The following is a 22,292-nucleotide window of genomic DNA, read 5'->3' as shown; positions in this document are numbered from 1 at the left end:
GGGTTGGCCAGCTTCAGACCCAGCGCATGGCGTATTCGGGATACGATGCAGGGGGACAATTCCTTGCCGTTATGAATAAATGCCACGGTAGTTGCTGTGCGTCTTGTCTCTGGCCGGGCTCATAGCGGGTACTTCATTGACCACTGCCAGGGCTTTTGCTTAATCCAGCGGCGGTGCTATAAGCCCGGCGGCGGGGGAGACGCCACTCACGCCGGGCCTGCTTCGGGCAGGGTCACGGTGAAGGTCGTGCCCACGTCGGGGATGCTACTGACGCCCAGCGTACCGCCGCGCTGGTGGATAATGGATTGAATCATGTGCAGGCCCAGCCCCGCGCCTTCGCCCTCGGCCGTCAGGCGGGTGAAGGGCTGAAACAGGCGGGCCCGGTCCCGGGGCAGGTCGATGCCGCGCCCGTTGTCGGCCACGGTGAGCACCACCTCCCGGCCCTGCCGGCGGGTGTGCAGCTGAATCACCGGCGCCCGGTCGGCGGCCCGGTACTTGAGGGCGTTGTGCACCAGATTTTTCAGAATACTTTCCAGATAGATGCGCGGGTAGAGCGTGCGGGGCGCCGCGTGAAAGTCGGCCGTGAGCCGGCCCTGCTGCTGGTGCAGCAGCTCGGCAACTTCGGCCTGCACCGTGGCAAATACGTCGGCGAAGGCCACTGTTTCCGTGGCCGGGGCCGCCGCCCCGTGCTGGGCGTGCACCACCTGCAGCAGCCCCTGTACGGTGCCCGTCAGCCGGTCTATTTCTTGGTCCAGCAGCGTCAGAACGTGGTCTTTGGTCGGGCCAGGAGCTTCTTCGCGGTACACGTCCAGCAGGCTCCGCAAGTTCGTGGCCGGTCCTTTCAGGTCGTGCGCCACGATGTGCACGAAGGAGTCCAGGGAGGTGTTGGCCTCGCGCAGGGCCTGGTTGAGGCGTTGGGCATCGTGCGTGGCAGTGGCCCGCGCCAGCGCCCGGCCGGCATAGTCGGCCACCAGGTCGAAAAAGGTGTGGTAGGCCTCATCCAGCGGCCGGCGGGCACTCAGGCCCACAATCAGAATGTTGGTTGTGCCCGTGCTGGTAGGGCCGGCCTGCAGCGGCAGGAGCAAAGCCTGTGTGGGCGGCTCCGCCCACGTGCCGATGGGCCAGAGGCTAAACCGCTCGGCCAGGCTTTCAACCAGCAGCGGCGCACCCGATTGGATTACCTCGGTCAGTGGCCAGCCCTGGGCCGGGGCAGCCGGAGCGGCCGGCAGCGTAGCCGGGGCGGCTGGCTCGCCGGCGGGCAGGCCAAACCAGGCGCGCAGCTGGGCCTCCGGGGCGTTTTGCTCGTGGGTATAGAGCAGGGCAAAGGGAATGTCGGCAGCATTAGTGGCCAGCGCGGCAATGATGTGTTGGGCGGCCTCGGCGGGCAATGCCGACAGGGCGGTTTGGGCCGTCAGGTGGGTGAGCAAGGCCAGGCGGCGCTGCTGCAGCACGGTGGTAGTCGTTTCCAGGGCCGTCACGAAGATGCCCCCAACCGTGCCAGACTCGTCGTAGATCGGGCTGTGGGAGAAGGTGAAGTAGGCCTCTTCCACGAAGCCCCGGCGGTTGGGGAGCACCAGCCCGTTTTCGAAATAGGTGGTCTGCCCCGTCCGCACGGGCTCGAAGATGGTGAGCAGAAACGGCCACATCTCCTGCCACCAGGGCTCGGCGGGCTGGCCCAGCGCGCCGGGGTGCTTGCTTTGCATGATGGTGGCGTACCCATCGTTGTAGAAGTGCACCAGCTCGGGGCCCCAGTGCACCATCATCGGAAAGCGGGAGCCCAGCATGATGCTGACCGCCGTGCGCAGGCTTTGCGGCCAGGTGCGCATTGCCCCAAGTCGGGTTGCCGACCAGTCCAGGGCCCGGATGCGGGCCCCCATTTCGCCGCCGTTCGGAAACAGGTGAGCTGCTAAGGCTTCATCGGATAACGCGTCTTCGGAAGAAGGAAAAGGGAGCATGGAAGCACTTAGGACCGAATGGGAAAGTATAGATACAAAAAGGATGTGGGCTCTGGTAACGTAAAAGAGCCGGAACCGTTCGGGCCCGGGCTGGCTGCTGGGGCCGGGCGCCGGCCAGAATGCCTGCACTGGCGCCGATTTAGCACCGCGTAATGTATAACGCGCCACGCCGGGAGGTGCCGCCTGCCATAGCAGAACGAGCACGCCGCCCAAAGAAACCCGGGCGGCGCGGTTGCGGGTTGCCGCTGGCGCGACAGGGCGGCTATTCAGGAAAGAAGCCAGCTACTGCGGCTGCCGTCCCAGCCACCGGCGCAGCGTCCACTTGGTTCGCTCAACAGCGGTTGGCTTGCGCACCGAAAATACGCTCAGGGCGCTATTGGGGTTGATGGCCAGTTGGGCATCGTGCTGCACTACGCCCTGGCTGGCGGCCGGCACTGCCCATTCCACATTCTCGAAGCCGATACTGCTGAAAACCAGCGTGGGCGTGGCTACGTCATCGGGCACGGGTAGCTCGTAGTAGCCCCGCTCGTCGGTCGATACGCCCGTACTGGTGCCCGCCAGCAGCACCGTAGCAAAGGGCAGCGGCTTGGGCTTACCCTTCGGGGAAAGCATCGTGACCGTGCCGCTGAGCGTGAGCCGGGTGGGGGGCACCACCTGGGCCGCGGCCGGAATAGCGGCCAGCGCCAGCGCTATACTCGTGGCCGCTGCCAGCCGGGCGCAGGCACTGGCGGGTGGCGTCTGGCCCCAGTGCGCCAGCTGCTCGGGCGCATACATGCCGCACAGCGCGTTGCCGTGGGCGGCCTGGGTGCGGGCTATGGCGGGCCACGACATGGCCGAGAAGTCGTAAATCTCCTTTTCGCACTGCCCGCACCGGCGGCCGTTGGCAGTGGGCTGCATGGCCAGCCAGTTCTGGCCGCAGGGTTGGGGTTTGGGCAGGTTGCTCATAGGTAGGCGAGGAGTAGCGAAGATAAAGGTAAGGAAGCGAGAGGACCTGCTTAACGCCGCCACGCCGAGCGGGGTGGACTGTTTCCTGATGCCGGCTTCGGCCCAATGGCACACACGGCGGAGCAAGTTTTATGATTCTACCGCCGGGTTACTCTACCAAACCCTCACCTGTGTTTCCTAAGGACACACAAGGCCCCTGAAACATAGCTCCAGGGGCCTTGGCATGATAATGAGTCGAACGGGCAGCAGGTTGTTATTGGCCGGGGTTACCGGCTTGTGAGGGCCAGGGGCTGCACGGGTTTGGATTGGCTTATCTGGGCCAGCTTACTGGCATTGGGCACTACTTCCGAGAAGCCGTAGGAAACCCCGGCCGTGCGGGCCCCGGCCGCGGCCAAGTCGCCCTGCAGGTAGTAGCTTTTGCCCGCTTCCAGCGTCAGGGGCAAGGCCGGCTTCGAGCCGAACGTGAACATGGCCGGCTTGGTCAGGGCCGTATTGGCGGTGAAAGTGGTGGCCCCCGCCGGCAGCTCTACCTGGCAGTGGCTGTTGCGGCCCAGCTTGCACACCAGCTGCCCGTTGGCATACACCCGGTATTTGATGTAAAACAGCCCATACGCCTTGCCCTGATAAAAGTGGACGGTAGCGGTGCCCGCCTCGGCCTTCGACTGCTCCACCGACTGCGCCATTGCAGAACCCTGCATCAGCCCGGCCAGCAGCAAGCCCACGAATAATTGGTTTCTGTTTGTCATAAGGGTAGAAGAAGTAGTGGAAGAAATATTTGAAGGATGCAACGAGGCTCCCGGCTGCGTATTGTATGTAGCCTTATCTCCGGTGTAGTTGCTCGGCTATGCCGAGTGAATGTCGGGGAAGGCAAGTACCCTGCTCTAATCGAAGACTTGTGCGGTCAAAATTTCTTCTGCCCAAGGAAGCTGCCCGGTCTCGCGCCAGTTGGCATAAACTGTTTTCGTACAGTAGAGCTTTTTGGTAATTCCCTTTAACTTAACAGAGTCCGCAAACTGCTGGTAAGTGCCAAACTGGCTGACGGTCTTTCTTTTTATATCTAGCAAGCCATAATTCTCTGCTCCGCTCCAAAACAGAACATAGTTATTGTCAAGGTTTATGGAGTCGGCGCTAAATGATTTTGAAAACTCCTTTTCTTGGAAGTTCCAGCCCTCGCAGCAATACGCGGTGATTAGTTGATGGGGCTCAATAAGTGGAAGTCTCCAGACATCGTGGGCCTGCATCGGGTCTTTATAGAAAGAAAATTTATCCTCCTGACACTGAAAGAAGCCGAGGCAACCAATAATAAAGAACACCCGGATGATTTTTATTCTCATTGCGTCCTGAATGTGTAGTGAATAAGCTTACGATTCAACCCAAAAGAAAAGCCCGGCCAACCAGCCGGGCTTTTTAAGTCTATACAAAAACCAAACTTCCTACCGAACCCCCAGCCGGTTCCGCTTCCAGTTGGAGCCCGTAGCCGTAGCCGGCGCATCACCAGCCGCTACCGGAGCTTTCTTTTCGCTCATGAGCATGGCCGTGAGCACGGCGGCAAGCTTGGCGGTGGTTTCGTCGGGCTTCGCGTCGAGGTCGGCGGGGGTGAAATGGTCGCGCACGAAGTTCGTGTCGAAGTCGCCGCTGACGAAGGCCGGGTGCTGGAGCACGTAGCGGCCGAAAGGCAAGGTGGTCTGGATGCCGGTGATTTTATACTCGTCGATGGCGCGCAGCATCCGCCCGATGGCCTCGGTGCGGTCCTTACCGAAGGTGACGAGCTTGGCAATCATCGGGTCGTAGTAGATCGGAATGTCCATGCCCTGCTCAAAGCCGTCATCCACGCGCACGCCCGGGCCTTGGGGGCGCACGTAGGTGGTCAGCGTCCCGATATCGGGCAGGAAGTTGTTCTGCGGGTCTTCGGCGTACACGCGCAGCTCCAAGGCGTGGCCCGTGATGGTCAGCTCGTCCTGGGTGAAAGCCAGCGGCAGGCCCTGCGCCACCCGAATCTGCTCCTTCACCAGGTCGAGGCCGGTGATTTGCTCAGTTACGGGGTGCTCCACCTGCAGGCGGGTGTTCATCTCCAGGAAGTAGAAGTTGCGGTGCTCGTCGAGCAGAAACTCCACGGTGCCGGCCCCGGTGTAGTTGCAGGCCCGGGCCACGTCCACGGCGCAGCGGCCCATTTCGGCGCGCAGCTCGGGCGTGAGCACCGCCGAGGGGGCCTCTTCAATCACCTTCTGGTGCCGGCGCTGAATCGAGCATTCCCGCTCAAATAGGTGCACGATGTTGCCGTGCTCATCGCCCAGCACCTGAATTTCGATGTGGCGCGGGCCGGTCACGAACTTCTCGATGAACACCGAGCCGTCGCCAAAGGCGGAGGTGGCTTCGTTAATGGCCAGCTGCATCTGCTCCTCAAATTCCTCGGCGTTATTCACGATGCGCATGCCCTTGCCGCCCCCGCCGGCCGACGCCTTGATCAGAATCGGGAAGCCGACTTCGGCGGCAATGCGCTTGGCTTCCTCCACGTCGCTGATGGCCTCGTCGGTGCCGGGCACCAGCGGGATGTTGTAGGCCTTCACGGCCTGCTTGGCCGAGAGCTTATCACCCATAATATTCATGGCCTCGGGCGAGGGCCCCACGAAAATCAGCCCTGCTTCCGTTACCATGCGGGCAAATTCCGCGTTTTCCGACAAAAAGCCGTAGCCGGGGTGAATGGCATCGACGCCCAGGCGGCGGCACACTTCCAGGATGGCGTCGCCGCGCAAATAGCTTTCCGACGACTGCGGCCCGCCCACGCACACGGCCTCGTCGGCGTAGCGTACGTGCAGCGCGTTGCGGTCGGCTTCCGAGTAGATGGCCACGGTCTGCAGACCCATTTCCTTGGCCGAGCGCAGCACGCGCAGGGCAATTTCGCCACGGTTAGCAACCAGCAGCTTTTTGATTTCTTTCATCAGGTGGGAGTGGAGAGGCGTGAGGTGGGGAGGTTGTTATTGTGTTTATACTGTCATCCTGAGCCCTTGCGAAGAACCTTCCTCTCCTAAGTGACAAGGTTGATTCAACGCACTAAGCTTATCTTGATGGAATATCGGCTGTTTGCAAAAGCTGCCGTAGCACATCGAAAGAAGCTTTGTGGAGTAGGTGAGGAAGTCCTTCACTCCACTTCACTCCATTCAGGATGACAGAATAAACAGAGACGCATAAAGCAATTCCGGGCTCAAATAAACGCCATTCTGCCGGCTCCGGAAAACGGGTGGGGTAAAAATCCTGTAGTTGGATGCCACGCCCGCTAGGGCTACTTTTGCAGATTGCCATAACTTTGTACAGTAGCAGGAGGTTCTGCCCCCAGCTGACCGCCTGTTTCCTTTTCACATTTAACCCATTCCCTCGTGGATCTTTTCGAAAAGATTGCCGCGAACCGCGGCCCACTGGGCAGCCATTCGCACTACGCCCACGGCTATTTCACGTTCCCTAAGCTGGAAGGCGAAATTGAGCCCCGTATGATTTTTCGCGGCAAAGAGGTTCTTACCTGGAGCTTGAATAACTATCTGGGCCTGGCCAACCACCCCGAAGTGCGCAAGGCCGATGCCGAGGGCGCAGCGCAGTACGGTATGGCCCTGCCCATGGGCGCGCGCATGATGAGCGGCAACTCCAACCTACACGAGCAACTGGAAAGTGAGCTGGCTGATTTCGTGCAGAAGCCCGAGTGCATGCTGCTCAACTTCGGCTACCAGGGCGTGGTATCCATCATCGATGCCATGGTCAACCGCCACGATGTTATCGTGTACGACGGCGAGTCGCACGCCTGCATCATCGACGGGGTGCGGCTGCACGCGGGCAAGCGCTTCGTGTATACCCACAACGACATGGAGAGCCTGGAGAAGCAACTGCAGCGGGCCAAGCGCCTCACCGACGAAACCGGCGGCGGCATCCTGGTCATTACCGAGGGCGTGTTTGGCATGTCGGGCAACCAGGGCAACCTGCGCGGCGTGGTGGCTTTGAAGGAGAAATACGAGTTCCGCTTGTTCGTCGATGATGCCCACGGCTTCGGCACGATGGGCGCTACGGGCGCCGGAACGGGCGAAGAACAGGGCGTACAGGATGGTATCGACCTTTATTTTTCGACCTTCGCCAAGAGCATGGCCAGCATCGGCGCCTTCGTGGCCGGGCCGGAAAGCGTAATTGAATATTTGCGCTACAACATGCGGAGCCAGATTTTCGCCAAATCCCTGCCCATGCCGCTCGTCGTGGGCGCCATCAAGCGTCTGGAGCTGCTGCGCACCCAGCCCGAGCTCAAAGACAACCTCTGGACCGTGGTACGGGCCCTGCAGAGCGGCTTGCGCGAAAAAGGCTTTAACATCGGCACTACCACTTCCCCGGTAACGCCCGTGTTTTTGAACGGCCAGATTCCCGACGCAACCCAAATAACCTTCGATTTGCGCGAGAATCACGGTATTTTCTGCTCTATCGTGGTCTATCCGGTGGTTCCCAAGGGCGTCATCATGCTCCGCCTGATTCCAACGGCCGCACATTCGCTCAGCGACGTGGAGCAAACTATCAAAGCCTTCGAAGTAGTGGCCGAGAAGCTCGATAAGGGCCTTTATTCCAAAACAGAGGCGGTTCCGGCCAGCTAGGCCGGCTTTGCCGATGCTAACTGCCAGGGGCGCTTTTCATAGGGAAAGCGCCCCTTTGTTTTTGTATTATTCCTATTATATTCAAGTAAATATATATTCTGGAAACGGGGTTTGATTTTGTCAAAACATTGCTTTAAAAGCTGTCAGGGCAGTTTTGAAAAAAAATCATAACTATTGCTTGTATTTGAAATCCCTGTATATTAGGGCCGTTCAAAAACATCAACCCACACCAATCAACCTTTTTCTCATGAGCAATTATAGCCAACTGAAAGACCTCGTACTCTCCCTGGAATCGGATTTCGAGAAGTTCTACGACAAGCAGAACTCGGCCGCTGGTACCCGGGTACGCAAGGGTATGCAGGAGCTGAAGAACCTGGCCCAGACGATCCGCACGGAAGTGCAGAACGCCAAGAACAGCGCTGCTGGTGATGCTGCCGGTGCTGCCAAAGCTGCGCCAGCCAAAAAGGCTGCTGCTCCGGCTGCCGCCAAGAAAGCTGCTCCTGCCAAGAAGAAGTAGTATCTGCATTTGCGAGCGAAACCGGCCTTGGTTGCCGGTTGAGCCAGCAACAAGAAAGGCCCCGCCAAATTTGGCGGGGCCTTTCTTGTTTTAGGGGCGGTAAGCGGCGGCGCTTACACCAGCTTGATGAGGTAGTAGTTCTTCTTGCCTTTCTGGGCCACGAAGTACTTGTCGAGCAGCAGGGGCGTGTCGAGGGCCATTTGCTCGGGAGCTACTTTCTGGCGGTTTAGGCTCACGCCGCCGCTCTGCATCATTTTGCGGGCCTCGCCCTTGGAAGGAAAGATAACACCGTTGGTCGCCTCGCTGAGCAGGTTCACCACGTTCAGCTCGGCGAGCAGCGCGTGCGAGACTTCAATGTGGGGCACGCCGGCAAATACATCAAGCAGCGTAGCCTCGCTGAGGCTGGCCAGGTCGCCGCCAAACAGCACCTGAGAGGCGGCCAAAGCGGCTTCGAAGGCTTCCTCGGAATGCACCCGGATGGTTACGTCTTTGGCCAGGGCTTTCTGCAGGATGCGCAAGTGGGGCGCGGCCTGGTGCTCGGCTTCCAGGGCCTCGATTTCGGGCTGGGAGAGTAGCGTAAACACGCGAATCAGGCGCGGGGCGTCTTCGTCGGCGGCGTTGAGGAAGAACTGGTAGAACTGGTAGGGCGAGGTCATCGTGGGGTCGAGCCACACGGTGCCGGTTTCGCTCTTGCCGTACTTGGTGCCGTCGGCCTTGGTGATGAGCTGGCCGGTGAGGGCGTAGGCTTTGCCCTCGCCGCCACTCATGCGCCGGATCAGCTCGGTGCCGGTGGTGATGTTGCCCCACTGGTCACTGGCGCCCATTTGCAGGGTCGTGCCCAGCTCCTTGTAGAGGTGGAAGAAGTCGTAGCCCTGCAGCAGCTGGTAGCTGAACTCGGTGTAGCTCAGGCCCTCGGCGCCGGAGTCTTCGTTGCCGCTGATGCGGCGCTTGACCGAGTCTTTGGCCATCATGTAGTTTACCGTCAGGTGCTTGCCTACTTCGCGCAGAAACTGCAGGAAGCCGAAGTCCTTGAACCAGTCGTAGTTGTTGACCACTTGGGCACCGGTAGGCGAGTCGTCGAAGACCAGAAACTTCTCCAGCTGGGCCTGAATACCGGCCTGGTTGCGGCGCAGGGCTTCTTCGTCGAGCAGGTTACGCTCGGCCGACTTGCCCGAGGGGTCGCCAATCATGCCGGTGGCGCCGCCCACCAGGGCCAGGGGGCGGTGGCCGGCGCGCTGCAAATGCACCAGCAGCATGATGGTGGCCAGATTGCCGATGTGCAGCGACGAGGCCGTGGGGTCGAAGCCGATGTAGCCGGTGATGGGCGCGTTTTGGCGCAGGTGCTCATCGGTGCCGGGCATCATGTCGTGAAACATCCCGCGCCAGCGAAGCTCTTCTAGTAAGTCCAAGAGGTGAAGTTGTGAGGTTATGAAGTTGTGAGTTCAATAGCGGGCAAAGCCACTATTCTCTCCCGGGAAAGGTACAAAGGTAAAAAGGGCGGTGGTACATTTGCGGTTCGAATAGTGAATGGCGGGCAGATGTGCGCCCGGCCCACTTCACAATTTCACAACTTCACAGCGTCACCCTTGCTTTCCTCCCCCGACGAACTTCTGCACCAGCTGCGCCAGCGGCAGTATGCGCCCGTGTATTTTCTGCAGGGCGAGGAGCCGTACTACGTGGATCTGGTAGCCGATATCCTGGAAAAGAACGTGCTGCCCGAGCACGACCGGGGCTTCAATCAGGTGGTGCTCTACGGCAAGGATACCGACGTGGCCGGCATTCTGGGCCAGGCCCGGCGCTTTCCGATGATGGCCGAGCGTTCCGTCGTGATTGTGAAAGAGGCCCAGGCCGTGGCCGACCTGGAGGCGGAAAAGAACTTCCCGTTTCTGGAAGCCTACCTCAAAAACCCGCTGACCAGCACCGTGCTCGTGTTCTGCTACAAGCACAAAACCCTGGATGCGCGCAAAAAGCTGGGCAAGCTGCTGGCCGAAAAGGCGGTGGTGATGACCAGCAAGAAAATCTACGACAACCAGGTGCCGGCCTGGATTACGAGCTTCGTGCGCAGCCGGCAGCAGCAGATTACGGGCCAGGCCACGGCCATGCTGGCCGAGTACATCGGCACCGATCTGGGCCGCCTCACCAACGAAATCGATAAGCTGCTGCTCAGCCTTAAGCCCGGCCAGTCCATCGATGAGGAGCTGGTGCAGCGCCTGGTGGGCATCAGCAAAGACTACAACATCTTCGAGCTGCAGAAGGCCCTGGTGCAGCGCGACGTGCTCAAGGCCAACCGCATCCTGATGTACTTCGAGGCCAACCCCAAGGCCAACCCGCTGATTCCGAACCTGACGCTGCTCTTCGGTTTTTTTACCAAGCTGCTCGTGCTGCACCAGCGCGGCAACCCCTCCGACGCCGACTTCAAAAAGCTAGGCATTATGAACAGCTTCGCCCAGAAGGAGTACAGCCAGGCCATGCGCGTGTACGACTTCGGCCGCACCCGGGCCATTATTCACCTTATCCGCCGGGCCGATCTGCAGAGCAAGGGCGTGGAAAGCGGCTCGATGAGCGACGGGGAAATTCTGCGGGAGCTGGTGTTTCTGATTCTGCACCCCGTGCCGCTGAGCGCCATAACCGGGGGCTGAGCCGGGCCGGGCCGCCGGCCGGGAACTTAGAAATAGTGGGCAGGAGTTTGGTCTAAATTCGTTTTTCTCCGTTGAGCTTATAGTGAGGCGGCCCCAAAAGCGGCCCGCAAGCTCAGCCGTACCGCTTTTGCCCTCCCTGCATCTATCCTGGCTGTCGGAAACCCCGTACCTTGGACCCGGCATTCTTTTGCTGAAATTAACGCTGCATGCAAGACAACCCGACTTCTCCTTCTACCGGCTCCTCTGCCGCCCTGCCCAAGCTGCCCAAAGCCCCTTCGGGCATTGATGGCCTGGACGAAATAACGGAAGGAGGCCTGCCCCTGGGCCGCCCCACGCTGGTCTGCGGCAGCGCCGGCTGCGGCAAAACCCTGATGGGCATCGAGTTCCTGGTGCGCGGCATTCAGGACTACAACGAGCCGGGCGTGCTGATGACTTTTGAGGAAACGGCCGCCGAGCTGGCCGCCAACGTCACCTCCCTGGGCTTCGACTTGCCCGGGCTGCAGGCCGAGGGCAAGCTGCGCCTCGACCACGTGCACGTAGACCGTTCGGAGATTGAGGAAACCGGCGAATATGACCTCGAAGGCCTCTTTATCCGCCTGGGCCACGCCATCGACTCCATCGGGGCCAAGCGCGTGGTGCTCGATACCATCGAGGCCCTGTTTTCGGGCTTTCCCAACCAGGGGGTGTTGCGCTCCGAAATCCGGCGGCTGTTTCACTGGCTTAAGGACAAGGGCGTCACCACCGTCATTACCGCCGAGCGGGGCGAGGGCACCCTCACGCGCCAGGGCCTGGAAGAGTACGTGTCCGACTGCGTGATTCTGCTCGACAACCGCGTCATTGACCAGATTACCACCCGGCGGCTGCGCATCGTGAAGTACCGGGGCAGCACCCACGGCACCAACGAATATCCCTACCTGATTACCGAGGACGGCATTTCGGTGCTGCCCGTCACCTCATTGCAGCTCAACCACGCGGTGTCGAACGACATCGTCTCGTCGGGCATTCCAGCCCTGGACGAGATGTTCGGGCGGCGCGGCTTCTACCAGGGCAGCAGCGTGCTCATTACGGGTACGGCCGGTACGGCCAAAACCACGCTGGCCGCCACCTTTGCCGCCGAAGTATGCCGTACGGGCCGGCGCTGCCTGTTTCTGGCCTTCGAAGAGTCGCCGCAACAGCTGGTGCGCAACATGCACTCGGTCAATATCGAGCTGGCCTCGTACGTGGCCAATGGGCTGCTGCGCATCGAGGCGGCCCGGCCCACGCTCAACGGCTTGGAGCGCCACCTGGTCACGATTCACAAGATTATTGGCGATTATAAGCCCGATGCCGTCATCATCGACCCGATCAGCAACCTGATTTCGGTGGGCAACCTGAGCGAGGTGAAAAGCATGCTCATCCGCCTTATCGACTTTCTGAAAGTCAACAACATCACGGCCCTGTTTACCTCTCTGGTCAGTGGCCGCAACATTCAGCAGGAAATGACCGAGGAAGGCGTCTCGTCGCTGGTCGATACCTGGATCAGCGTGCGCGACCTGGAAGGCATCGGGGAGCGAAATCGGGGCCTGAGCATCCTGAAGTCGCGCGGGATGAGCCACTCCAACAAGGTGCGCGAGTTCCTGGTCACCGACCAGGGTATTCAGCTGCTGGACGTGGTCATCGGGCCCGCCGGCATCGTGACCGGAGCCGGCCGCCTCACCCAGCAGCTGCACGAACAGGCCCAGACGCTGGCCGCTCAGCAGGAGCAGGAGCGCAAAGACCGGGAGCTGGAGCGCCGCCGCCGCGTGCTGGAAGCCACTATCGGCAACCTGCGTACCGAATTTGAATCGGTAGAGGAGGAGCTGCGCCAGATCAACGACGAAGAGCTGGCCCGCCAGAAAACCCTGGCTCACAACAAGGCGCAGTTTGCCCAGCCGCTGCCGCTGCAGTCCGAAAAGCCTCCCCGCGCTTTATAACCCCCCGCTATGACAACCACTGCCCCCCAACCCCTAGAAAACGCGGCGGAAGAATCCTGGGAGCTGCGCCTGTACGTAGCGGGCCAGACGCCCAAATCGGTAACGGCCCTGGCCAACCTGAAGCGCTACTGCGAGCAGTACCTGCCGGGCCGCTACGTGCTGGAAGTAATCGACCTGCTGAAAAACCCACAACTGGCCGAGGGTGACCAAATATTGGCCATCCCGACGCTGGTGCGCAAAGTGCCCGAGCCCATCCGCAAGATTATCGGCGACCTGTCGAACGAAGAGCGGGTGCTGGTGGGGCTCGATATCCGGCCCATCGACTACAAAGCCTCACACTAGATGGCCGACCAACAAGAGCCAGCCGGTGAGGAAGTCGAATACGTACTCCATTTGTTCATTACCGGCGCTACTCCCAACTCCACGCGGGCGGTGCGCAATATCAAGGAAATCTGTGAGCTCTACCTGAAGGGCCGCTACGAGCTGCTCATTGTGGATATTTACCAGCAGCCCGAGCTGGCCCAGCACGAGCAGCTCATCGGCGCGCCCACGCTCATCAAGCGGCGGCCCGGCCTGGTGCGCCGCCTGGTGGGCGACCTGTCGGACCGGGAGCGGGTGCTCAAGGCGCTCGGTATTACTCCGCTCATGTCATGAGTGAGCTAAACGAAAAAAGCGCGGCCGAACTGGCCCGCGAAAATGAGGAGCTGCGCTTCCGGCTCGAAGAAGCCGAGGAGATTATTGAGGCCGTGCGTACCGGGGCCGTCGACGCGCTGGCCATTCAGGGCCCCGAGGGCCCACGCATCTTTACCCTGGAAGGTGCCGACCAGAGCTACCGCACCCTGATTGAGCAGATGAACGAGGGGGCGCTGCTGCTGGGCCCCGATGCTACCGTGCTTTACTGCAATGCCTGCCTGGCCGGCCTGCTCGAAGCACCGCTGCAGGAGCTGATCGGGGCCTCGTTTGCCGAGTATGTGCCCGCCGAGTTTCAGCCATACTGGGCCACGCTGGTGGCGGCCGGCTGGCGCGGCCGGAGCAAGGGCGAAATGCCGCTGCGCAGCAAAACCGGCCTGTTGCGGCCCTTCGCGTTGGCCCTGAACGTGCTTGACTTTCACGAGGCGGCCACGCTGGCCGTTATTGTTACGGATGTGTCGGCCCAGCGCGAAATCAGCGTGATACAGGCCCGGGTAGCGGCCCAGAATGCCCTGATTGACCGCAAAAACCAGGAGCTGCACGCCCAAGCAGTGGCCCGCCGGGCCGTGGAGCAGGCCGCCGCCGAAACCAGCCGGATTCTGGAGGGCATCCCGCACATTGCCTGGACGGCCGACGCCCGGGGCGCCAATACCTACCTCAACCAGCGCTGGTTCGATTACACCGGCCAGCAGGTGAGCGAGGCCGTACCGGCCTCGTTCGGGGCGCTGCTGCACCCCGACGACCTGGCGCCGGCCACCGCCCGCTGGCTGATGAGCCTGCAGACGGAGAAGCCGCTGGAAGTAGAGTGCCGCATCCGCAACGCGGCCGGTGACTACCGCTGGATGCTGGGCCGGGCCTTGCCCTCGCGCAATGAGCAGGGCGAGATTATTCAGTGGATCGGCACCTACACCGATATTCACGAACACAAGCTGGCCCTGGCCCGCATCGACCAGGCCCAGCGCGAGCTGCAGCGCAACAACGAGCAGCTCACCCGCGCCAACGTGGACCTGGACAACTTCATCTACACCGCCTCGCACGACTTAAAAGCGCCTATCAGCAACATCGAAGGCCTGCTGCATGCGCTGCTCCTGGAGCTGCCGCTGGCTGCCGGGGCGGGCGGCAATGACCAGGTGCCGCTGATTATGGACATGATGCAGGACTCGGTAGACCGTTTCAAGCGCACCATCGAGCACCTCACCGAAGTCACCAAGCTGCAGAAGGAACACGGCCACTCGGCCGCCACCGTCGATCTGGACCGGCTGATTTCCGAGGTGTGCCTCGACCTGGCTCCGATGGTGCAGTCGTCCGGCGCGACGCTGGAAATGGACGTGCAGAGCTGCCCCACGATTTCATTTTCGGAGAAGAATCTGCGTAGCGTTATCTACAACCTGCTCAGCAACGCGCTGAAGTACCGCTCGCCGGACCGGCCGCCGCGGGTGCGCATCTGGTGCCGCACCGAGGGCGACTACGCCGTGCTACGCGTGCAGGACAACGGCCTGGGCCTGAATCTGAGCCACGACGGGCCGAAGCTGTTTGCCATGTTTCAGCGCCTGCACGACCACGTAGAAGGCACCGGCATCGGGCTCTACATGGTCAAGAAAATCGTGGAAAACGCCGGGGGCCGTATTACGGTCGAAAGCCAGGTAGGCGTGGGCTCCACGTTCAACGTGTATTTCCGGCGGTAGGCTTCCCGCTCAACCCAGTTCTTTTTTCCCGGGCGGCTTAACGCCGGTCGGGCGAATCGGGAAAGCCGGCATTGGGCCGGCTCACACCAAACCGGCCGTGCGGTACGTTACCCTAGCCTGAAAGGCAGAAAGAAAGCAACCCATTGCGTTTTTTCGCTACTTTTGGCCAGTACCGGGCCGGCAGCGCCCTTTTCCCGTAACGCCCCGTTAATGAAGATATTTCCCCGGATTGCGCTGGCCGCCTCGCTCAGCGCCGCGGCCCCGCTGGCTGCTACGGCCCAGCAAACGCAGGTTTTTACCGCCGACGAACGACACTTTCAGGAAGGCCTCGAACTCTTTGACCGCGGCAAATTCGGCGCCGCCCAGCAGGCCTTCCAACGCTACCTGGAGCTGACCCAGCGCCGCAGTGGCGAAACCCGCGACCGGACCACCGACGCGGAATACTACCGGGCCGTGTCGGGCCTCTACCTGTTTCACCCCGACGCCGAGGGGCAGGTGCTGGCCTTCGCGGCCAACAACCCGGCCCACCCCAAAGCCGCCCAGGCGTTTTTCGAGCTCGGTAAGCTCTACTTCGACAAGAAGGACTACGCCAAAAGCATCGACTACCTGCAGCGCGTGGGGGCCGACAACCTGAGCAACGAGCAGCGGGCCGAGTCGGAGTTTAAGCTGGCCTACAGCTATTTCTCCCAGAAGGAGTTTGACAAGGCCAAGCTGCTTTTCGACCGCAACAAGCAGGGCAACCACGAGTACCGCTACGCCAGCAGCTACTACGCGGGCTACCTGGCCTTCCGGACCGGCGACTACGCCGCCGCCCGCCAGGACCTGGGCGTGGCCGAGCAGAACGACGCCTACCGTCTCGTGGTGCCAGCCATCATGAGCCAGATTTACTACAAGGAGGGCAACTTCGATGGCCTGATTGACTACGGCACCAAGGCCCTGGCCCAGACGCCGCCCCCGCAGGGCGCCGATGAAATTCAGCTGCTCGTGGGCGACGCCTTCTACCAGAAGCAGGACTTCAAACAGGCCGCCGAGTACTTCGACAAGTACGCCGCCGGCCGCAAGAAGATCGAGCCCAAGGTGCAGTACAAGATCGGCTACTCAAACTACAAGATGGGCGACTTCAAGGGCGCCATTGGTAGCCTGAAGGGCGTGGCTGCCCAGCGTGACTCCCTGGGCCAGAACGCGGCCTACCACCTGGGCTTGAGTTACCTCAAAACCAGCCAGAAGCAGCAGGCCCTGAACTCGTTTGACGCGGCCCGTAAAACGGCTTTCGACAAGAATATCACCGAAAACGCTACCATCAAGTACGCCCAGATCAACTACGAGCTGGGCAATACCCAGGAGGTAATTGCGGCCCTGAAGGACTTCAACAAACGGTTTCCGCGCTCCAAAAACGCGGCCACGGCCGACGACATTCTCAGCGAGAGTTTCCTCAACTCCAGCGACTTTACCCAGGCCATTAACTACCTCGAAGGCCTCGACGATAGGAGCAACAAGCTGAATGCCACCTACCAGCGCGTGACGTATCTGCAGGCTGCAACGTTCTACAACAACAACCAGTACAGCCAGGCCCTGCCGCTGGTGGATAAGTCGCTGAAATACCCGCAGGACGATGCCCTGCGGGCCGCCGCGCAGGTGCTCAAGGGCGAAATCTATTCGGTGGGGCAGAAGTATCCCGAGGCCATTACGGCCTACACCGCCGCCGCCCGTACTGCCCGCAGCGGCTCGGCCGCCGAAACTGACTTCGACCAGAAAGCCCGCTATGGCCTGGGCTACGCCTACTACAACACCCAGCAGTACGGGCCGGCCCGCACCCAGTTTCAGGCGTATCTGAACGACCCGATTGCCAAGCCCACCGACCCGAACTACTACGACGTGACGCTACGCGTGGCCGATACCTACTACGTGGGGAAAAGCTACGCCCAGGCCCTGGAATTGTACGACAAGGTAATTGCGGCCAACGCGGCCGACAAAGACTACGCCTACTACCAGAAAAGCGTGACCCTGGGCCTCATGGGCCGGCGCGACGAGGCCACCAAGACGCTCAGCACCCTGCTCAAAACCGCGCCCAGCTCGCGCTACGCCGACGACGCGGTGTACCAGCAGGCTCAGTTCGACTTCGAGGCCGGCGACTTCCAGCCCGCCGTGGATGGCTTCACCAAGCTGATTGACAACCGGCCCAACAGCCAGTTGATTCCGCAGGCGCTGCAGAAGCGCGGCGTGGCCTACGCCAACCTCAACCAGCACGACAAGGCCATTGCCGACTTCAAGCAGGTGCTCGACCAGCACCCACGTACCAAGGCCGCCAGCAGCGCCATCTACAGTATGCAGGAAAGTCTGTCGGCCTTGGGCAAAACGGAAGAGTTTGATCAGTACCTGGCCCAGTTCAAGCAGCAGAACCCCGAGAGCAAGGCTACTGAAAGCGTCGAGTTTGAGGCCGCTAAGTCCTTGTACCTGGCCGAAAAGTACCCCCAGGCCATTACCCGCCTGGAGTCGTACCTGAAGCAGTACCCCAGCAATGCCCTCTCGCCCGACGGCCGCTATTTCCTGGCCGATTCCTACCTGAAAACCGGTAAGAAAGCCGAGGGCCTGACCCGCATGCGGGCCGTGGTGACGGAAGGCAAGAGCGAGTTTGTGAACCGGGCCGTGGGCCGGGTGGCCGACCTGGAGTTTGAAGCCAAAAACTACCCCGAGGCCATCAAGTACTACACCCGCCTGCGGGAAGTGTCGCAGAACAAGCGCGAGGTGGCCAACGCCGGCATCGGGCTGATGAAAAGCCTCTACGAAACCGGTGACTATGCCGGCACCCGCCGCGTGGCCGAGGAGCTGCGCAGCGTAGCCGGGGCTTCGCTGAACGCCACCAACGCGGCCAATCTGTATTTGGGCAAAGCCAGCTACCGGATGGCCAACTACGACCTGGCCACGCCCGAGCTGACCACGGCCGCCGCCGCCACCGACGAAACCGGGGCCGAAGCCCAGTACCTGCTGGCCGACGTGCTGTTTCAGCAGAAGAAATACCCCGAGGCGCTGGACGCGGCCTACAAAACCAACTCCTCAAACTACGAGCTCTGGCAGGGCCGGGGCTTCCTGCTGATTGCCGACATCTACACGGCCCAGGGCGAAGCTTTTCAGGCCAAGGCCACGCTGAACTCCATCATCGAGAATAAATTCCCGGTGGCCGAGGTCATCGAAGGGGCCAAGCAGCGCCTGGCCGCTTTGTCGGCCGAGCCGGCGGGGGGCACCAGCGGCGGCACCAAAACGCCGCCCGCCAAGACACCCGCTACCAAAACCCCGCCAGCCGGCAAAACCGGCACCCCGCCCAAAACGCCGACTACCAAGGGCAAGACGCCGGCTACCAAAGGCCTGCAGCCCACCCAGGCGGCCCCCGCCGACTCGACGGCTACGCCGGCCGGCGGCACCGAGTAAGCAGCCCGCCCCGGCTGCGTAATCCAATCAGAAAGTCAACCAGGGCGCACTCCGGACTCAGCCCATACCGCTGGTCCGGAGCCGCCCAAGACCTACCCATATGACCCTTCGCTCCCCTAAAATGCTGCCTATAGCCGTTCTGCTGGCGGCCGCGCCCGTGCTGGCGCAGGCCCAGAAGACCGGCAAAACGGGCGGCAAGATTGAAGACGCCGAAATCGAGATTGTGAAAGAGCGGGTCAACCAGCTGCCCGAAGCCACCCGCAACTTCGAGAAAATCAAGATTGACCCACCTACCAAGCAAACCGGGCAAACTACCTACACCTACCCCGATTTCCGCCTGCCCGCCGACCGGCTCAACCCCTCGGTGCGGGTCTTGTCGATTCAGCAGGAAGAGCTGACCCCACAGACTGGTAATTACCTTAAGGGCGCCATCGGCAACTACGGCACCTTCTACGGCAAGGCCTACCTGCACAACACCCGCAGCGAAACGGCCAGCTACGGCCTCGACTTCAGCCACATTTCCTCGGCCAACGGTCCGGTGGACAAGAAAAACTCGGGCTCTAGCCAAACCAGCCTGGGCTTGAGCGGCGAAACCTACAACGGCCCCATGACACTGGGCGCCAAGGTGGACCTGGGCCGGGAGCGGTACAATTTCTACGGCTACAACCGCGAGGTGCGCCGCCTGGCCCCGTCCGCCGACAGCATCAAGCAGGTTTTCAGCCGGGCGGCCCTGAAGGTGTACGCCCGCAACCAAAGCGCCGACGCGCCCTTTCAGTACGATTTGGGCGTGGGCTTCAACTACTGGAAAGACAACTACCAGGCCTCGGAAAGCAACTTCAACGTGGCCCTGCGCTCGGGCTACGCGCTGAGCGAGAAAAGCCGGGTGGCTGTCAATGGCGACGTGTCGCTGATTTCCTACAAGGACTCGCTGAAAGTAAGCCGGCCCTTCCTGCAAATCACGCCCGCCTACGAGCTGACTTTGGACCGGCTGGCCGTATCCATCGGGGCCACGCTGGGCTACACCGGCGACACCATCCGGCGCGCGCCGCAGTTCAACGTCTATCCGGCTATCCGGGTGGGCTACACCGTTTCTGAGGATAAGTTCGTGGTATTTGCCGGTCTCGGCGGTGGCCTGCAGCGCGTCACGATGTACGACCTGACCACCGAAAACCCCTGGCTGGCGCCCAACCAGCGCGTGGCCGACACCCACCGCGGCCCCACGCTCTACTTCGGCTTCAACTCCACGCCGGCCCGGGCTCTGTCGCTCAATGCCAAGGTGACGCTCAGCAACGACCGGAACCTGTACTTCTACAACAACAGCCGCCGCGACTCCACTAAGTTCGACCTAGTGTATGACCGCAAGGCCACCCAGCTGATTAACGTCCACGGCGAGTTGCTCTACAATGCCGCTGAGCAAGTGCGCATTGGTTTTAAGGCTGATTATAACGGCTACAAAACCCCCACGCTAGCCGAAGCTTTCCACCGTCCGGCCTTCCAGTCGACGCTCTTTGGTAACTACAATATGTACGATAAGCTCCTGCTGGGTGCCGAGTTGTATACCTACAGCTCAAGCTACGGTTCGGGCTACGTGCGCCGCCTCGTAAACGGCCGGCCAGTGGGCGAAGTGGTGCGGCCAACCGACACCGTTGTCGACCTCAACTTGCGGGCCGATTACCGTATTATGGAAAATCTGTCCATATTTGCTCTAGGCAATAACCTGCTGGGCCGTAAGTACGAGCGTTTCCTGAACTATCCGGTGAAAGGATTCAACGTACTGGCGGGCGTAACGTATGATTTTTGAACATAATTGAGTTGATGCCCCAGTCGCTGATCAGCTGTTAACCCGCAAAGGCCTCCAGGTCGCCCGCAACGCCCGCTTCAGGGGTTGCACACGGTCCGGAGGTCTTTTGCGTACCTGCTGCTTTTGCTTCCGGCTCACGTCACGTAACTTTTACCGCCGATGCAGCTCTCCGACCATATCCGCACCCTGCTCCGGGACCACGACTGCGTTATCATCCCCGATTTCGGGGGGCTGATTGCCGACTACGCCCCGGCCCAGGTGCACCCCGTGCGCCACACGCTGGCCCCGCCGGCCAAGCGCGTGGCCTTCAACCAGGCTCTGACCCGCAACGACGGGCTGCTGGTGGACGCGCTGAGCAGCTCCCTGAACCTGACTACGGCCCAGGCCCGCCTGCTCGTGCGCGACGCCGTGCACCGCCTGCAGGCCGAGCTTGAAAGCAGCCAGCGCACCGAACTGCCCGGCATCGGCATCTTCCGCCAATCGGCCGGCCGCGGCCTCGACTTCGAGTACACCGGCAGCCAGAATCTGCTGATGGCCAGCTACGGCCTGCCCGAGCTGGTGTCGCGCCCTATTCGGGCCACCGATGCCCTGCTGGCCCGCGACCGGCAGCAGGCTGCTCCACTCTTAGCCGTAAGCCGTTCCCGCCGCGCGATGAAAACGTTTCGAATTGCCGCTACCCTGGTTATCACCGGCCTGATTTTGTCGGCTAACTATCAGTTCGCCTCGCAGTTGGGCTACCTGCCCGAAAGCTGGAAGTTAACCTCCGGCAGTGAGCAGACGACCGTGCTGACCACGCCCGCCGAGGAGGTAGCGCAGCCCATAGCCCGCCAGCAGGCGGCCCTGGCCAACGACAACTGGGATAACGCCGCTCCGGCCAGCACGCCGGCCGCGGCCCCCGAAACCACGCCCGTAACGGTTGTGCCGGTAAAGGCCGCCGTCGTCCGCAAAGCCGTGGTAGCCAAACCCGCGGTAAAAGCGCCGGCTGCAACCAAGCCGGCCGTTGTAGCGTCAGTTGCCAAGTCAAAGGCTCCGGTGGCTGCCGCACCCGCGGTAGCTTCTACCGAGCCCGGCGGCTCCACAATTAAAGGCCGCACCGGCCGTTCCTACGTTATCGTGGGGGCTTACACCACGCTGGCCCACGCCGAAAAAGGCCGGCAGGCGCTGGTAAAGCACGGGCACCGCAATGCCCGCATCGTGCTGCCCGCGCCCGGCAGCCGCAAGTACCGCCTCTCCGCCATCGACTACGCCAACAAGACCGAGGCGCAACAACAACTGCCCGTGCTGCGCAAGCACTTAGGCTCTTCTCTCTGGGTACTCAATTACTAGCATGACCTCTTTCCTGTTGCAGGTTACCACCGCCGCTACTACTGCCACCGATACCGCCGCCGTTGCCGCAAACCAGGCCGCCGATGCTGCGGCCGCCGCTGGGGACCTTTCCCTGATTGATCTGATCCTGAAAGGGGGCTGGATCATGGTGCCGCTCTTTCTGCTGTCCTTTGTTTCCATCTACATCATCATCGAGCGGTACCTGACCATCCGCCGCGCCGCCGTAAACCCCGACTCGTTTATGGCCGGTATCCGGGGGCTGATGGTGAAAGGCGACCTGCAGGGCGCCAAAATGCTCTGCGCCCAGAACCCCTCGCCGCTGGCCCGCATGGTGGAAAAAGGTATTCGCCGCATCGGCCTGCCGCTGAAAGACATTGAAAGCAGCGTGGAGAACGTGGGCAAGATTGAAATTGCCCGCCTCGAAAAGAACATCAGCATCCTGGGCATTATTGCCGGTATCGCGCCCATGCTGGGTTTCGTGGGTACTATCATCGGGGTAATCAAGATTTTCTACGCCATTTCCACCACCGGCGACTTCGGTATTGCCCAGATTTCGGGTGGTCTGTATACCAAGATGGTTACCTCGGCCGCCGGCCTCATCGTCGGCATCATTGCCCACGTGGGCTACCATTGGCTTAGCATCATGGTCGAGCGCCTGATTTTCCGCATGGAAAATTCCGCCATTGAGTTCATGGACATTCTTCAGGACAACTAGAAACAGTTTAGGAGGGTAAGGG

16 protein-coding genes and 1 pseudogene are annotated in these 22,292 nt (G+C 61.3%); 11 read left to right on the top strand and 6 right to left on the bottom strand.

Annotated features, from left to right (window positions below; genetic code table 11):
- Positions 1–206: 206 nt before the first annotated feature.
- The 5 genes from LGH74_RS18495 to accC form a co-directional block, all read right to left on the bottom strand.
- Complete coding sequence (locus tag LGH74_RS18495) at positions 207–1,955, bottom strand: sensor histidine kinase (protein ID WP_226177904.1); 1,749 nt, start codon at positions 1,953–1,955, stop codon at positions 207–209.
- A 282-nt stretch (positions 1,956–2,237) separates the two neighbouring features.
- Positions 2,238–2,900: a carboxypeptidase-like regulatory domain-containing protein gene (locus tag LGH74_RS18490; RefSeq protein WP_226177902.1), complete on the bottom strand. Its 663-nt coding sequence runs from the start codon at positions 2,898–2,900 to the stop codon at positions 2,238–2,240.
- 266 nt (positions 2,901–3,166) lie between these two features.
- The gene (locus tag LGH74_RS18485; RefSeq protein ID WP_226177900.1) at positions 3,167–3,646 is read right to left on the bottom strand and encodes a hypothetical protein; all 480 of its coding nucleotides are present in this window, start codon (positions 3,644–3,646) and stop codon (positions 3,167–3,169) included.
- A gap of 135 nt (positions 3,647–3,781) precedes the next feature.
- Positions 3,782–4,234, bottom strand: coding sequence for a hypothetical protein (locus tag LGH74_RS18480; protein WP_226177899.1), 453 nt, complete (start codon positions 4,232–4,234; stop codon positions 3,782–3,784).
- A gap of 99 nt (positions 4,235–4,333) precedes the next feature.
- The gene (gene accC / locus LGH74_RS18475; protein WP_226177898.1) at positions 4,334–5,839 is read right to left on the bottom strand and encodes an acetyl-CoA carboxylase biotin carboxylase subunit; all 1,506 of its coding nucleotides are present in this window, start codon (positions 5,837–5,839) and stop codon (positions 4,334–4,336) included.
- A 435-nt stretch (positions 5,840–6,274) separates the two neighbouring features.
- Between accC and LGH74_RS18470 the strand changes: the two genes are divergently transcribed.
- Both LGH74_RS18470 and LGH74_RS25135 read left to right on the top strand, forming a co-directional pair.
- Entirely contained in the window at positions 6,275–7,519 is a 1,245-nt protein-coding gene (locus LGH74_RS18470) for an aminotransferase class I/II-fold pyridoxal phosphate-dependent enzyme (RefSeq protein WP_226177897.1), read from the top strand.
- Positions 7,520–7,766: 247 nt separating this feature from the next.
- A pseudogene (locus LGH74_RS25135) lies at positions 7,767–7,937 on the top strand (histone H1); the annotation flags it as partial.
- A 212-nt stretch (positions 7,938–8,149) separates the two neighbouring features.
- On the opposite strand, the gene tyrS reads toward LGH74_RS25135, so the two are convergent.
- Positions 8,150–9,445, bottom strand: a complete 1,296-nt coding sequence (gene tyrS, locus LGH74_RS18460; protein WP_226177893.1) for a tyrosine--tRNA ligase — start codon at positions 9,443–9,445, stop codon at positions 8,150–8,152.
- A 177-nt stretch (positions 9,446–9,622) separates the two neighbouring features.
- Between tyrS and holA the strand changes: the two genes are divergently transcribed.
- From holA to LGH74_RS18415, 9 genes are all read left to right on the top strand, one after another.
- Positions 9,623–10,675 carry a DNA polymerase III subunit delta gene (gene holA / locus LGH74_RS18455; RefSeq protein ID WP_226177892.1) on the top strand — a complete coding sequence of 351 codons (1,053 nt, stop codon included), beginning with the start codon at positions 9,623–9,625 and terminating at the stop codon, positions 10,673–10,675.
- A 206-nt stretch (positions 10,676–10,881) separates the two neighbouring features.
- Positions 10,882–12,627: a circadian clock protein KaiC gene (gene kaiC, locus LGH74_RS18450; protein WP_226177890.1), complete on the top strand. Its 1,746-nt coding sequence runs from the start codon at positions 10,882–10,884 to the stop codon at positions 12,625–12,627.
- Positions 12,628–12,636: 9 nt separating this feature from the next.
- Positions 12,637–12,969, top strand: a complete 333-nt coding sequence (gene kaiB, locus LGH74_RS18445; protein ID WP_226177889.1) for a circadian clock protein KaiB — start codon at positions 12,637–12,639, stop codon at positions 12,967–12,969.
- Positions 12,970–13,281 carry a circadian clock KaiB family protein gene (locus tag LGH74_RS18440; RefSeq protein WP_226177887.1) on the top strand — a complete coding sequence of 104 codons (312 nt, stop codon included), beginning with the start codon at positions 12,970–12,972 and terminating at the stop codon, positions 13,279–13,281.
- The gene (locus tag LGH74_RS18435) at positions 13,278–15,002 is read left to right on the top strand and encodes an ATP-binding protein (RefSeq protein ID WP_226177884.1); all 1,725 of its coding nucleotides are present in this window, start codon (positions 13,278–13,280) and stop codon (positions 15,000–15,002) included. The genes LGH74_RS18440 and LGH74_RS18435 overlap by 4 nt, the downstream gene beginning before the upstream one ends.
- Positions 15,003–15,212: 210 nt before the next feature.
- On the top strand, positions 15,213–18,428 hold the full coding sequence (locus LGH74_RS18430; RefSeq protein ID WP_226177882.1) for a tetratricopeptide repeat protein: 3,216 nt from the start codon (positions 15,213–15,215) through the stop codon (positions 18,426–18,428).
- A gap of 100 nt (positions 18,429–18,528) precedes the next feature.
- Positions 18,529–20,229 (top strand): TonB-dependent receptor, encoded by a 1,701-nt coding sequence (locus LGH74_RS18425; protein ID WP_226177880.1) that lies wholly within the window; start codon positions 18,529–18,531, stop codon positions 20,227–20,229.
- 159 nt (positions 20,230–20,388) lie between these two features.
- Entirely contained in the window at positions 20,389–21,555 is a 1,167-nt protein-coding gene (locus LGH74_RS18420; RefSeq protein ID WP_226177878.1) for an HU domain-containing protein, read from the top strand.
- A gap of 1 nt (position 21,556) precedes the next feature.
- Complete coding sequence (locus LGH74_RS18415; protein ID WP_226177876.1) at positions 21,557–22,270, top strand: MotA/TolQ/ExbB proton channel family protein; 714 nt, start codon at positions 21,557–21,559, stop codon at positions 22,268–22,270.
- The last annotated feature ends 22 nt before the right edge of the window (positions 22,271–22,292 follow it).

Source organism: Hymenobacter lucidus (genome assembly GCF_020447265.1).
GTDB classification, from domain to species: domain Bacteria; phylum Bacteroidota; class Bacteroidia; order Cytophagales; family Hymenobacteraceae; genus Hymenobacter; species Hymenobacter lucidus.
The sequence above is the reverse complement of the archived record's forward strand: the minus strand, read 5'-3'. Positions and strand labels throughout refer to the sequence as shown.

Excerpts from the sequence above, each read along its gene's own strand:
- LGH74_RS18495 (WP_226177904.1), bottom strand. The coding sequence starts at position 1,955 with ATGCTCCCTTTTCCTTCTTCCGAAGACGCGTTATCCGATGAAGCCTTA.
- LGH74_RS18490 (WP_226177902.1), bottom strand. The coding sequence starts at position 2,900 with ATGAGCAACCTGCCCAAACCCCAACCCTGCGGCCAGAACTGGCTGGCC.
- LGH74_RS18485 (WP_226177900.1), bottom strand. The coding sequence starts at position 3,646 with ATGACAAACAGAAACCAATTATTCGTGGGCTTGCTGCTGGCCGGGCTG.
- LGH74_RS18480 (WP_226177899.1), bottom strand. The coding sequence starts at position 4,234 with ATGAGAATAAAAATCATCCGGGTGTTCTTTATTATTGGTTGCCTCGGC.
- accC (WP_226177898.1), bottom strand. The coding sequence starts at position 5,839 with ATGAAAGAAATCAAAAAGCTGCTGGTTGCTAACCGTGGCGAAATTGCC.
- kaiC (WP_226177890.1), top strand. The coding sequence starts at position 10,882 with ATGCAAGACAACCCGACTTCTCCTTCTACCGGCTCCTCTGCCGCCCTG.
- kaiB (WP_226177889.1), top strand. The coding sequence starts at position 12,637 with ATGACAACCACTGCCCCCCAACCCCTAGAAAACGCGGCGGAAGAATCC.
- LGH74_RS18440 (WP_226177887.1), top strand. The coding sequence starts at position 12,970 with ATGGCCGACCAACAAGAGCCAGCCGGTGAGGAAGTCGAATACGTACTC.
- LGH74_RS18435 (WP_226177884.1), top strand. The coding sequence starts at position 13,278 with ATGAGTGAGCTAAACGAAAAAAGCGCGGCCGAACTGGCCCGCGAAAAT.
- LGH74_RS18430 (WP_226177882.1), top strand. The coding sequence starts at position 15,213 with ATGAAGATATTTCCCCGGATTGCGCTGGCCGCCTCGCTCAGCGCCGCG.
- LGH74_RS18425 (WP_226177880.1), top strand. The coding sequence starts at position 18,529 with ATGACCCTTCGCTCCCCTAAAATGCTGCCTATAGCCGTTCTGCTGGCG.
- LGH74_RS18420 (WP_226177878.1), top strand. The coding sequence starts at position 20,389 with ATGCAGCTCTCCGACCATATCCGCACCCTGCTCCGGGACCACGACTGC.
- LGH74_RS18415 (WP_226177876.1), top strand. The coding sequence starts at position 21,557 with ATGACCTCTTTCCTGTTGCAGGTTACCACCGCCGCTACTACTGCCACC.